The organism is Stenotrophomonas sp. (assembly GCF_032061965.1).
In the GTDB taxonomy this organism is placed as follows: domain Bacteria; phylum Pseudomonadota; class Gammaproteobacteria; order Xanthomonadales; family Xanthomonadaceae; genus Stenotrophomonas.
Map to the genome: position 1 here is coordinate 47,143 of NZ_DAMBEF010000023.1, position 13,370 is coordinate 60,512.

At 65.1% G+C, this 13,370-nt stretch carries 9 protein-coding genes; all 9 read right to left on the reverse strand.

Features of this window, described 5'->3' with window-relative positions; translation table 11 throughout:
* Nucleotides 1-50: 50 nt before the first annotated feature.
* Nucleotides 51-764: a hypothetical protein gene (locus tag RT460_RS12875; RefSeq protein WP_313319356.1), complete on the reverse strand. Its 714-nt coding sequence runs from the start codon at nucleotides 762-764 to the stop codon at nucleotides 51-53.
* Complete coding sequence (locus RT460_RS12880) at nucleotides 757-6,129, reverse strand: DNA repair ATPase (protein ID WP_313319357.1); 5,373 nt, start codon at nucleotides 6,127-6,129, stop codon at nucleotides 757-759. The genes RT460_RS12875 and RT460_RS12880 overlap by 8 nt, the downstream gene beginning before the upstream one ends.
* Nucleotides 6,130-6,261: 132 nt before the next feature.
* Nucleotides 6,262-8,262 carry a hypothetical protein gene (locus tag RT460_RS12885; RefSeq protein WP_313319358.1) on the reverse strand — a complete coding sequence of 667 codons (2,001 nt, stop codon included), beginning with the start codon at nucleotides 8,260-8,262 and terminating at the stop codon, nucleotides 6,262-6,264.
* Complete coding sequence (locus tag RT460_RS12890) at nucleotides 8,262-8,945, reverse strand: hypothetical protein (RefSeq protein ID WP_313319359.1); 684 nt, start codon at nucleotides 8,943-8,945, stop codon at nucleotides 8,262-8,264. The genes RT460_RS12885 and RT460_RS12890 overlap by 1 nt, the downstream gene beginning before the upstream one ends.
* Nucleotides 8,946-9,101: 156 nt before the next feature.
* The gene (locus RT460_RS12895) at nucleotides 9,102-9,770 is read right to left on the reverse strand and encodes a phosphoribosylanthranilate isomerase (RefSeq protein WP_313319360.1); all 669 of its coding nucleotides are present in this window, start codon (nucleotides 9,768-9,770) and stop codon (nucleotides 9,102-9,104) included.
* The gene (truA, locus tag RT460_RS12900; RefSeq protein WP_313319361.1) at nucleotides 9,767-10,540 is read right to left on the reverse strand and encodes a tRNA pseudouridine(38-40) synthase TruA; all 774 of its coding nucleotides are present in this window, start codon (nucleotides 10,538-10,540) and stop codon (nucleotides 9,767-9,769) included. Before truA ends, RT460_RS12895 begins: the two co-directional genes overlap by 4 nt.
* A gap of 41 nt (nucleotides 10,541-10,581) precedes the next feature.
* On the reverse strand, nucleotides 10,582-10,941 hold the full coding sequence (locus RT460_RS12905; protein WP_313319362.1) for a VOC family protein: 360 nt from the start codon (nucleotides 10,939-10,941) through the stop codon (nucleotides 10,582-10,584).
* A gap of 7 nt (nucleotides 10,942-10,948) precedes the next feature.
* The gene (locus RT460_RS12910; RefSeq protein WP_313319363.1) at nucleotides 10,949-12,859 is read right to left on the reverse strand and encodes a FimV/HubP family polar landmark protein; all 1,911 of its coding nucleotides are present in this window, start codon (nucleotides 12,857-12,859) and stop codon (nucleotides 10,949-10,951) included.
* 116 nt (nucleotides 12,860-12,975) lie between these two features.
* Nucleotides 12,976-13,370: Asd/ArgC dimerization domain-containing protein (locus RT460_RS12915; protein WP_313319364.1), on the reverse strand; the 395-nt coding region annotated here is incomplete at its 5' end.

The window sequence follows — 13,370 nt, forward strand, 5'->3', positions numbered from 1 at the left end:
CCTTGAACAAGTGGCGCGGGCAAGCGCGCGCAGTCAGGTGCGGGTGGGTGTCAGCGCAGTCTAGCCTGCATGGCTGTCACCTCGTCGAGAATACGGGCTTGGGCATCGGCCGCCTGGGCCAACGTGCCAGACATCTGTGCAGCGCGTTCGGCAAGGGCCTGCTGACGCCACAACGGCAGCAACACGTCACGGATGCGCTGGTAGCGCTCAATCAGCTCCGCGCCTTGCGCATGCAGCAGGCGCAGTTGCTCGGCTTCGGTCTGGCGCAGCCTTGCCAGCCCGCGCAGGTGCAGCAACCGCCGCTGCAATGCAGCCTGCGCCACGCTGTCGACCGGCGCAGTGGCGGACTCACCGGCAACGGCCCAATCGTCGATTGCGGCCACCGCCAACTCGACCGATGCGACCTGCCGAAGATAGTGGGCAAGCTCCTGCCGTAGTGCCTGGACCTGGCCGTCGGCGCGCAACAGGCAGACGTCCAACTGCCCGGCCAACTGCTCGGCCTGCACCTGCGCCTCGACGTCGCGCCCCAGCAGGCGGCCCAGCAAGCCCACCGACCGCCGGATCTGGCGTCCATCCCGGGCCTGCATTGCCAGCCGGATATTGTCCATTTCCAGCACCAGCGCAGACGCGGCCCCGGCCACTACCGGGGGCCCGATCAGCCGTTCTACCGCCACCAGCAATTCACTGCCATAGCCGGCGACCGCCAGCGGATCATCGGCCGCCAAGGCCGGCTGCGGCGGTACCGGCAGCAGCGGCTCAGGCATCGTCCGCGCTGTCCTTGCCCCGGCTGCCCTGCTGGCCGGGGACAACAATGCTGCCGCCGTAGAAGTGACGCATCAGCGCCTCGTCAAGCGCCTTTTCTTCCGGGGTGCGGGCGCGACGTACGCGCGGCGCCGGCTTGCCGACTGCGCTGCCCTCCTTCGACAACCACTCCTGCAGCTGCGCCGCCAACCCAGACAGTGCATCGCCAACCTGCCCCTGCCGTTGCTGGGCCGCAACCAGAGCCTGCAGCAGAGGAGTCAAATCCTGCTGCGCCGGCGCTGCCGCCGGTGTCGGCGCGACCACCGGTGCTGCTGCGGGCTGCACCACGGCTGCAGGGCGCTCGGCAACGGCCTGCAACAAGGCCATGATCTGCTCCCACGGCGCCTCGGCCTGGGCAGCAACTGGCGCGGCCTGCGGCGTGTCCTCCGTACGCAGGCCCTGCAGGCCGCTGGCGATATCGGCCAACTGCGCCACCACCCGCGCGCCGGTGTCGGCGTCATCACCGCCCATGGCCTTGTCGCGCATGAAATCGCGCTTGATCTGTTCCCAGCGTGCCTGCTGCTGCGCATCCATCACACCCCGCAGCTCACCCAGCTTGAGCAGGTTTTCTTCCGAGCCGCTGGTCAACAACTGCGATTCGCCCAGATAGTGATCGGAGATCAGCTGCTGCAGCTCGGCAGCGTTCATCACCGGCGAGATCTTCTCCGACAGCTTGTTCATGTTGCGGTAGCTGCCCTGCAGGCGGAACGGCGGTTCGACGCGGTATTTGTCGGCCTGTGCGGCGCTGGCGATGTATTGCTGGTTGACCCGGTAAACCACCTCACGCACCTGCATAAGGCGCTCAAGGGTGGCAACGATCTCGTTGATCTCGGCACCGCTATACGCGTGGCTCAGCGCGTTGGTGGAGACTTCCTTGCCATTGGCCTTGTCGACCAGCAGGTACAGGTCGGCCAGGTCACGCGTGGCCATCGGCGCCAACACCTGGCTGGAGGTCAGGCTGTTCTCGATATAGCTGAGCTTGAAGGCTTCTTCCATGCCACCCAGCACGTCACCGAGATTGTAGATGTCGGCGCGGTTGGCCAGCATGTCCGGCACCTTGAACACTTCGCCGGATTCCGTGTACGGGTTACCCGCCATCACCACGCAGAACTTCTTGCCGCGCAGGTCATAGGTCTTGGTGCGGCCCTTCCAGACGCCTTCGATGCGGCGGGTGCCATCGCACAGCGAAATGAATTTCTGCAGGAATTCCGGATGGGTGTGCTGGATGTCGTCGACATACAGCATGGTGTTGTTGCCCATCTCCAACGCCAGGTTGAGCTTGTGCAGCTCCTGCCGCGAGGTGGCGTCGGGCGCCTGTTCCGGATCCAGCGAGCGCACTTCGTGGCCCAGCGCCGGACCATTGATCTTCATGAAGACCAGGCCCAGACGGTTGGCCACGTATTCCATCAACGTGGTCTTGCCGTAGCCGGGCGGGCTGATCATCATCAGCAGGCCCATCAGGTCGCTGCGCTTGTTCTCGCCCACCGTGCCCATCTGCTTGGCAAGGTTGTCACCGATGATGGGCAGGTAGACATCATTGATCAGCTTGTTGCGGACGAACGAACTCAATGGCCGCGCCTGGAACTCGCTCAAGCGCAGCGCGTCGCGTTCGCGTGCGCTGATGCGTTGGCGCAGCGCCTGGTAGCGCTCGAAGCCCGGCTGGAACTGGCGGCGATGCGACTGCCAGCGCTGCAGGAAATCATCCACTGCCAATTGCAGGTGACCTTGCGCAACCCGCGGGTGCTCGCCCAGCAAGCCGGCAACATCCGCGATCAGCGTCACCTCGCGCACCTGGCTGCGCAAGCCGCGTTCACCCAACAGCATCGCAGCCGCTTCCGGCGCATAGCCGGCCATGGCCGCGAACTTCGGCTGCCCGCACATGGCCTGCAGCCATTGCACGGCCTGCGCCCATTGCAGCGCCAGACGCTTGGAAAGGCGCTGCAGGCTACGGTCGAAGGCATCGGCCTGGCCTGCTGCCTGCAATTGTTCACGCAGCCCGGCCAACAGCTGCCGTGCGTAGCCGCTGAAGGCGAAGGTCGGCTCACCATTGCCCAATTCGGCCAGCAGGTATTCCGCTGCCAAGGCCGGCACGCCACTGTCGAAGGGCAGTGCGTGCTCTTCCTGGAAAGCGGCCAATGCCAACGCGATCTCGGCACGCAGGGCTTCCAGCCCGTCGCGCACGTTGAACAACCGCGCGATGGCGAACGCACCTGCGGCGCGCTCGACCCATTGGCTGACGTCCTCGCGCTTGCCCTCGCGTGACCAGAACAACAGCGCCAAGGCACGCGGACCCGCCGCATGCACCAGCGAACCGGCGGCCTGGTACAGCGGCAGCACCGCCTGCAGGATCAAGGCGGCATCATGGTCGTGGATGCCTTTCTCGTAACCCTCGCGATAACGCGGCGCGGCAAAGTCACGCACGCGCTTGCCCAAGGCTTCCGGTTGCGCCGCCTCGCGCAACAGCACATCCAGCGACAGATCGTCACAGCTGTTGATCGCTGCATCCAGGATCAGTCCGGCCAGGTACTCACCGCGGTACAGCGTCGGCGATTCCGAATCCAAGGTTACCGGCCAGTAGTCGCGCAGTGCCTCCAGTTCGGGATCGGCGATCGCTTCGTAGTAATCCGTGCCGGTGAGGTGCACCGCCAAACCTTCCCCGCGCGGCAGGATGGTCAGGTCCAGCGGTTGGGTATTGACGCTGAAACGGTGCCGTCCCAGGCGGATGACATTACCGCCGCCTTCGAACAGATCGCTGCGATCGCGCAGGGCACGCACTGCCTGGTCGCGCACGCCCTTGAGCCGCGCTTCCACGTCATCGGCCTTGACGCTGTCCTTGTACTCGCGCAGGCGGTCAGCCAGCTCGCGCAACTTCAGGATCAGCGGGTCACCGGCAAAGAACGCATTGAGCTCGTCCACCGTGGTGAAGCGCTCGGTGCGCTTGGCCAGGCCATCAAGGATGCGGTTGGCCGCGTCCAGCACCGATTGTGCCTTGCGCTGGCGCGCATCCAGTAGCGTCTGCTTGTGCGACTCGAAAGTGTCCAGCAACTCCTCGCGCTTGCTGAGGATGTCGCCGAGGAACTGCTCGTGTTCGCCAAACTGGCTCTCCAGCTCTTCCAGTTGCACCATCAGACGCGACAATTGCTCGTCGGCACGCTCGGGATCGGTCGCCAGGCCCAGGGCGCTGGTGATGGCCTGACTGAACAAGGAAAACTGCGCGCCAAACTGGGCCACGGCTTCAGCCGAGCCCAGCGAGCGGCGGCGCTGGTCCGCGCGTGCACGGGTCTGGTTGAGCTTGGCGTAGATGCCGGAGATGGCTTCCACCACGCGCGTGCGCTGTGCAGCATCGTCAACCTTCAGGCTTGCCATCAACTCCGAAAGCATGTCGAGTTCAGCCGACATCTGCTGCATCTGCGCGATCTGCTCGGACAGCTGCTTTGCGGTCTGCGCCGCCTGGGCGACCGTATCCAGTTCCTGCAGGCGCTCGCTGAAGGGCGCCAACGCCTTGTCCCCTCCCAGGAACTCACCTGCGGCTGCGCCAACGCGGTCGTGCGCTTCCTGCAGGGAGCTATTCATCGCGTCGATGGCGGCCACATCGACGTAGCGGAAATCCCGCACCGTCAACAGGCGACCGCGTAGCTTGCCGATCTCGCCAAGGCTTTCAACGAACTCGCCAATCTTCGACCAGTTCTGCGGCTGCAGCCGGCCCAGCAGCGACTTGTGCTGGGTGGTGACCTCGGTCATCGCCTGCGCGGACTGCTTGCGGATGCTCTCGACCTTCTCGTACTCGTCCAGCATCGACTCGCCGGTAGCACTGATCTCCCGCAGCAGCGTGGCTGCGCCATCGCAGTTGGCGTCATCCAGCCAGTGATGCGCGTCGAACAGGCGGCGGGCGTTGTGGGTCAGCAACTCGTAGCGTGCCAACGAGACTTCACGGCTATCTATTTCGCGCCCAAGGTCCAGCAGGTTGGAAATACCGCGCACCAGCTCGGCATTGCCGATACGCGCCATGAAACTGGTACCCGCCGGTCGGTGCGCGGCAAATTCATCACTGCTGAACGGGGTCTGCCAGACCTGCATCGGATGGATGCGGGTCGGTTCTTCGTTCTCTGCGTTGAACAGCACCATGCGGCCATCGCGCAGGAAGGCATAGCCCAAACCGAACACCGGGTTCTGCAAGGCACGCTGGATGCTGTTGTAGACAAACAGCGCGGACTTGCCTGCTTCGCGCTCGTAGAAGATGTACAGCATGTCCTCGCCATTCGGCGAACGGATCGAGCGCTTGTAGCGCATCCCCTGCATCGAGGCATCAAACGCCTTGTGCTCGCCACTCTGCAGGTAATAGCCACCGGGGAAGATGATGCCGTGGTCATCAGGCAGCTGTACGCAGGCCTGCACGATGGCATCGTTGCGCACTACCTTGCCGGTCAAGGTGTTGTAGATCAGGCCGCGCCAGGTGTCCTCCCGGTAGGGCTGTACCTTGAGCAGGATCAGCGAGCCCACCTGCGCAAAATCGATGGTGGCGTCGTCCAGCGATTGGGTGCTGTCCTCGACCGGCTCACTGTAAACGCCCTGCCCGGTCTCGGTATTGTTCTCCACCTTGATGGTGAGGTCACCACCGGTGGTCTCGACGAAAATGGTGTCGAGGATGTTCAGGTGCGGGAAGCGCCCGGTAACCATCATGTCGCGACTGGCACGCGTCCACTCGAAATCGAACGGCGGCGGCAGGGCGATATCGCGCTCGCCGCGTGCGTCGATGTATGTCAGCTCGCCGGTGGGTGCCATCGCCCAGCGGAACACACGCACGTCGCTGCTGCGCTCGCCGATCTGGAATGCCGCCAGCAACTTGCCATCGCGCACGATCAGCTGCAGCAGGCGCGCGTGCTTGTAATACGCGTAAAGCTCGGAAAAGTCGTGGACGAAGCCCGGCTGCGCCAGGAAGCTTGTTTTCAGGTCCACCGGGGTAACGTCGTAGCCCTCGGCGCCCTCGACCATGCGGTAGAGGCCAAATACATCCTCCACCCGTGTCTGCGTCTTCAAACCGATGAACACGTTGTAGCCGAACAACAGCAGGTCATCGCCAACCTGGACGATGTCGCGGCCTACGCAGTTGTTCTCGGTGCGGATGCGGAACCGCCCGATCACTTCCATCCGGCTGTCGCCGAACTCCTGCAGGCGCCGCTGGTTCATGGCCTCGACAACCTGGCGCAGGCGCGTGCCCTGGTCGCTCAGCCGCTTGCGCAGCACCTCGTAGGCGCCGCCCTGCGCGACCGCCTGGTCGGCGATGGAGGCAGCGCTCTGCGCGCTTGCACTGTCGTTCGTATCAGCCATCGATTTTTCCCTGCCATGGCGCGCACCCAGCCAGCGGCGGGGCGGGCACCATCATCCACGCGAGCCGTCGGCACATGGCGCCGCGGCCCCGGTTGCACACCCGCACGCCCACGCGTGCGGGTGCATGCACACTCAGCCGGCGTCCGTCGCCGGCGCGGTGTCGTCGGCGATCCGCTTGGCCGGCTTGCCGCGTGCGGCCATGTCCACGCCCAGGTAGCGCTGCATCAAGTCCTGCACGATCGGGCTCTTGTCGGTCAGGCCCTCGATCGAGCGGCCCAGCGACATTGCCTTGACCAGGTTCTCGAACATGCCACCGTCGCCACCGACCATGTCGATATCGGCATTGCGCAGGGCACTGGCGATGACTTCGGCGTTCTCCTTGGAGATTTCCTTGCCGGCATCGAGCGTGGCCAGGGCCTGCTTCAAACCGGTATCCAGGGTCATGCGGAACTCTTCGTGGCCGCGCGCGGTGTCGCCCAGCGAATCGATCGCCTGGAACTTGCGGGTCAGGCCGTCGGCCTCGGCAAACAGCTTCTTCTCGATCACCGAGGCTTCCGCCACGCCCAGGGTTTCGGTCGCAGTGGCCTTGGCACGGCCCATCTGCTCCTCGCCCTGCGCACGCGCCGCCAGCTGCTCGGCCAATACCTTGGCCTCGGCGGTGCCCTGCTTCAGGTTGGCGTCGGCCATCGCATCGACCACGCGTGCTTCGGCGATACCGACCTTTTCGATTGCCAGTGCGCCGGCTTCCTTGACCTGTGCATCGGCCAGACCGGGTGCTGCGCGCTCGGCCCGGATACCTTCGGCCAGCGCCTTCTTCGCTTCGGCCTGCTTGCCGGCCGCATCGAACTCGGCCTGTGCCAGGGTGGTGATCTCCACCGCCTTGTGCTTGGCTGCCGCTTCGGCGGCTTCGGCTTCCTTGACCTGCTTGAGCATCGCCTCCTGCGCCTCGGCCTCGGCTTCGAGGATGGCGACCTGCTTCAGGCGGTCGGCCTCGGACACCTGCCGCACTTCCTTGATGCGCTCTTCTTCCTGCGCCACGGTCTTGTCGATGGAGATGCGTTCGCGGGTGATGTTGGCCACGTCCATCTTGCCCTGCTCGACCACCTTGTCGCGCTCCACGCCCTGCAACTGCACTTCGCGATCGGTGGTGACCTGCTCCAGCTGGCGTGCGCGGGCAACGCGCTCGACTTCGATGGCGACGGCGCGCTGGCGATTCTGCTCGGCCACTTCCACTTCGCGCAGACGGTTCTGGTCGCGGATGTCGATCAGCTGCTGCGCTTCGATACGTGCGTTCTCGGACAGCTGGCGCTGTTCTTCCTGCACTTTGAGGGTTTCGGCTTCTTCGCGCGCGCGGATGGTGTCCACCTCGCGCTTCTGTCGCGCCTCGGCTTCGGCCTGCTGGCGTTCCAGCGCAAGCGTTGCTTCCTTGGCCTCCACATTCTTCTTGGTGATGGCCAGGCGCTCGTTCTGCGCCAACTCGTTGGTAATCACGTTCTGCGCGGCGGTCAGCTCGGTGATCTTGCGGATGCCTTCGGCATCAAGAATATTGCTGGGGTCCAGCAGGTTCTTCGGGGTCTGTTCGAGATAGTCGATCGCAACGTCCTCCAGCGCGTAGCCGTTGAGGTCGTTGCCGATCACCGCGATGATCTCGTCGCGGAACTCCTGGCGCTTTTCGAACAGCTGGGTGAAGTCGAACTTCTTGCCCACCGTCTTCAGCGCTTCGGAGAACTTGGCATTGAACAGCTCGTCCACTGCATTCTTGTCCGAGGCCCGATCTGCGCCGATGGCCTTGGCCACCCGCAGCACGTCGGCCTGGGTTTCGTTGACGCGCAGGTAGAACGCGACGGTGATATCGGCGCGCATGTTGTCGCGGCAGATCAGGCCTTCCTTGCCACGACGATCCACCTGCAGGGTGATCAGGCTGATCTTCATCAGCTCGGCGCGGTACAGCACCGGCACGATCAGTGCGCCGGTGAAATGCACCTTGGGCTGCGAGCTCATGTCATTGACGATGAGCGCGGTGCCTTGGTCCACCTTCTTGTAGAAGGCCTTGAACAGACCGGCAAGGCCCAGCAGAAATACGATCAGTATGCCCACGCCTATGACAAGCGGTGCCAGCGAAGCCAAATCCATCAGTTGATCTCCTTGTCGCGTGAAAGCTCGGAATGTGAAGCGTCCAATGCCGGCAGTTCGGCGTCGCCGACCACCAGGTAGTGATTGAGTTGCGGCAGGTATTGCACCAGGCGCACGCGTTCGCCGCGCAGGTGCCGCGCCCCCGGGCGCGCCCGCACCTGCAGGATCAGCCCGGCGCCGCCGTCGTCCACGCTGGCATAGCCCTGCGTGTCGGTGACGTCCGGCGAGGTCACCTGGCCGGTTTTACCAAGGATGGATTCCTGCGCGACTGGACGCAGCAGCATGAACAGGCGCCGGATCGGGCGCAGTACCCAAGAGGAAACAACGGCACCCGGGATCAACGCCGCAATGGCGACACCGGTGCCGATCCCCCAGCGCAGCAGCGGCGGCAAGGCCTGCAGGAAAAACAACTGGACCAGATAGGTAATGCTCCAACCGAAGAACGCCAGCAGAAGCACCACAAGCATGGTGGGCGCGCCGCCCAGACCGATCCGTGCAAACATGCCGGCCAGGCCGCTGGCACCATCGTCACCGCTGTGAAAGTCGAAACCGTCACCGCTGCCAATACCGCCGTCATCGACGATACCGGTGGCGGCAAGCATCCAGTAGATGACCGCAAAGCACAGCACCACGCTGTACGGCAGCGTCGGATACGACAGCGCGACTTGCAGAAATTCCGCCATGCACTCCTTTCCCTGTGATCCCCGGCGGACTGCGGTTGCTGCCGCGCGGCTGCGTTCCGCGCAACCGACCATCCACCCTAGTCCGCATCATAAGGGATCAACCCAGCGGGCGGGTGTCAAATTACCGACGGAGCACGCCGGCACGGGAAAATGGGATCAAACCGCCGGTTCAGCCTCGACCGCAGCATCGGCACGGCGTACTTCCTCGACGAACTGGCGCATCTTGTAGCCGTCCTTCAGGCCCGGCGAGGACTCAATGCCGCTGGATACGTCCACCCCCCAAGGCTGGGTGGCAATGATGGCGTCATGCACGTTGTCCGGCTTGATCCCACCGGCCAGCAGATAGGGACGATGCACGCCGGGGGGAATCTGTGACCAGTCGAATGCCACGCCGGTGCCGCCGCTGCCGCCGGCAACATGGCTGTCAAAGAGGAAGCCAGCCGCGTGCGGATACATCTGCTGCAGCCCACGTGCAGTGACATCGGTGCGCCCCCCCATCGCAATGGCTTTCAGGTAGGGCATGTTGAAGCTGCGGCAGAACGCGTCGTCCTCGTCGCCATGGAACTGCAGCAGGGTTGGCCGCACCGCGCGCAGCACTTCGCGCACTTCTTCGCGGTTGTTGTGCTGGAACAGGGCGACCACGTCGACCATGGGCGGGATCGCCTGGCGCATGGCGCGGGCCTCGGACGGCGCCACGCGACGCACGCTGCCCTTGGCGAAGATGAAGCCGATGGCATCCACCCCCAGTTCGCTGGCCAGCCGGATATCACCGGCACGGGTCATGCCACAGAACTTGATGCGGGTACGGAACAAGGTACGGCTCACAGGGTCACCTCCGCGGGCAGTTGCCAATCGTCAGCATACAGGGGACCGACAAAGACCAGGCCCTGCGGCGGCGCCGTCGGGCCGGCCTGGTTACGGTCACGCATGGCCAGCACATCGCCGATCCATTGTTCGGGCTTCTCACCGGCGCCAACCATCATCAGTGAACCGACGATGTTGCGCACCATGTGATGCAGGAACGCATTGGCTTGCACCTCCACTTCGACCACCTCGCCGTGGCGGCTGACAGTAATCGCCTGCAGCTCGCGGCGCGCATGCAGGGCCTGGCATTGGGCACTGCGGAATGAACTGAAGTCGTTCTCGCCCAGCAGCGCCTGCGCGGCACGGTGCATGGCATCGGCATCCAGCGCTCGCCGCTCCCAACTCAGCGTCTGCCGATACAAGGCCGGCCGGACCTGGCGATTGAGAATGCGATAACGATAGCGGCGGGCGCGAGCCGAGAAGCGCGCGTGGAAGTCTTCGGCGACCGGCACGCACCAGCGCACGCAGACCGAGGGCGGCAAGCGCGTGGTCGTGCCCAGCACCCAGCCACGCGGCGTGCGGGCGACATCGCTGTCAAAGTGCACTACCTGGCATTCGCCGTGCACGCCGGCGTCGGTACGTCCGGCACAGACAACGCTGATCGGCGCATCTGCGACTGACGACAGGGCATCCTGCAAGGTGGCCTGGACGCTGGCGCAGCCAGTCTCACCCAGTTGCTGCCAGCCCTTGAAGTCGCTGCCGTCGTATTCCACGCCCAGCGCGTAACGCATCATCAAACCTCGTTGTTCCACTGCTGCGGAGGAAGAGCGACTCAATCGCTGTCGCGCTGGGACCAGACCGCCAGCTCATTGCCGCCGGGCTCCACGAATTGGAACCGACGACCACCGGGGAAGGCAAACACTGGTTTGATCAGTTCCCCGCCATGGGCGAGCACCTGCTCCAACAGCGGGGCCAATTGTTCTGCATAAAGCACCACCAACGGCGCACCCGCCGAAGCCGTCACCGGCTTGCCGCGGAAGAACCCACCCTGCAGGCGGCCATCGTCGAAAGCGGTGTAGTCCGGACCGTAGTCTTCGAACGACCAGCCAAACACCTGCTCGAAGAACGCCCGGCTGGCTGCCGGGTCGCGCGAGGCCAATTCCACGTAATCGATGCCGTTCTCGCGCTTCATCGGCTGATCAACCCAGCCGACTCAGCAATTCCATCGCCTCGATACGTGCCTTCAGGTCCGAGCCCGATGCCACCTCGTTCAGCAATGTACGTGCCGTCTCGGCATCGCCCAGATCCAGGTAGGCAATGGCCAGCTCCAACCGTTCGCGGCCCGCCGGGGCCGGGTTCAACGGTGCCAGCGATGCCATGTCACCGGCCAGCCAGCGGGCCTCATCAGCAGCGGCCGGTTCGCCAGCGTGCGGCGGCGCGGGGTCGCGCAGTTCATAGCTGCGCGAGGCCTCGAACAACAGGGTCGGCTCGGAGGTGGGTACAGCACGCGTGCTTTCAGCGACGACCGGCACTGTCGGCACCGATTTCAGCCATGCCGGCATCGGCTCTTCGTAGGGTTGCGGCGGGGCAACCTGACGCTCAGGCTCGGCCATGGGCTGGGGGGCGTCCCACACATCGGGATCTTCACTGCCAGCCTGCTCTTCCTGCGCGAGCACCGCCTCGTCCACCGGCGCATGCAGCGTCTCGTCTTCTTCATGTTCATGCGCGTGCTGCGCGCCCAACGCCACAGCCGACGCGGGCATGCTCGCCGCCAGCGCGTCAACCGAAAACTCATCACGCGGCCCGCGCGGTAGCGGCGACGGCTTGCGACGGCGCGCCAGCAACCAGCCCACCACGCCCAGCACCAGCAACGCAAGGCCCAGCCACAACCAGCCCGACGAACCCGCACCTTCGCGCTTGGCCGAGTCAGCCAGCCGCTGCTGCGCCGCAGCCAGGTCCGAATCCTTCATCGCGATCAGGGACTGCTGCTGCTTCTGCAGCTTTTCCAGGTCAGCCACCCGTTCGCGCAGGTCCTGGACCTCCGCATCGCGCGTGGCCAGGTCTTCGCGGGCCTGCCGCAGTTGTTCATTGGCTGCCATGTCACCCTCACCACCGGCGTCGAGCCCGGTCGTCATTCCTGCTGTCTGCTGTGCGCCGGCTACCGCCGGTGCGATTTCAAGCCGTGCGTCGGCACTGGCGGCACCCGTTGCCGGTCGCGGGGCGGCGGCATCGGCCACTGCCGGTTGCGGTACCGGGGCGCGCGCCTGGCGCCATTGTGCGTTCTGCTCACTGACGATGGCGCGTGCCTCGGCAGCGCCCACCCTGGCCAGTTCCTCCTGTGCTGGGGTACGCAGCACCGCGCCCTGCTTGAGCAGGTTGATGTTGCCGCGGATGAAGGCTTCCGGATTGGCGCGCATCAGCGCAACCATGGTCTGGTTGAGCGAGGTGCCGGATTCACGGGAAAGGTCGGCAGCAATCTGCGACAGGGTCTGCCCGCGCTGCACCGTGGTGGACTGGCCATCGGCGCGGGGGGCCGGTGCAGGGGCCGGAACTGGGCGCGGTTGCGGCACGGGCTGTACGGCGGGCGCTGCAGCGGCCACCGGTGCGGCAGGAGTTGCCGCCGGTGCTTCCGGCAGTGGCTCGGGCTCACGCACGATCAGGTTGGAAGGAGCGGCAGCGGGCGCCTCGATGACCGGCTCGGCCACCGCAGTTGCGGTCTCCGGTGCAGCTACCAGCGCCGAGTACTCGCGTACCAGGCGGCCCTGCCCCCAATCCACCTCGATCAGGAAGCCTACCGCCGGCACATTCACCGGGGTGGCACTGGTCACACGGACCACGGTGCGCCCCTGGCTGTCCTGCGCGAACTGGAACTGCAATTCGCTGACCAGCCCTTCCGGTCGGGCCAGGCCCACGCGCTCAAAGGTTACCGGCGCGGCCAACGCCACCGTAGCGTTCTCAAGTTCGCCAGGATCACTGGAAATGACCGGAATTTCGGCCACCAGCGGCTGCCCTGGCTTTGACAGGACACGGATGTTGCCCAGCCCCAGCGCCATGGCAGCGCTGCTGAATAGCGCCAGGCCGAGGACCAGCACACCTTGTAACGGGCGCATCGCGCCCCTGCCCCATAGTTTCATGGCGCCAATATAACGGCTGACCCCGATTTCGAATACCGCTGTACCACCCAGAACCGAAGACGCCGGCAAGCTGCCGGCGTCCCTGGGGTGCATCAGCCGCCGTTGGCGACCAACTCGGCAACCTGCACCGCGTTCAGCGCGGCGCCCTTGCGGATGTTGTCCGCCACCACCCACATGTTCAGCCCACGCGGGTGCGAGATGTCCTCGCGGATGCGGCCGACGTAGACCGGGTCGGTGCCCGACGCGTGGGTGACCGGGGTCGGATAGCCGCCGGCCTTGCGCTCGTCGACCACCTTCACGCCCGGCGCTGCGGCCAGCAGTTCGCGGGCCTGCTCGGTGCTGATCTTCTTCTTGGTCTCGATGTTGACCGCCTCGGAGTGGCCGTAGAACACCGGCACGCGCACCGCGGTGGGGTTCACCTGGATACTGTCATCGCCGAGGATCTTGCGGGTCTCCCAGACCAGCTTCATTTCTTCCTTGGTGAAGC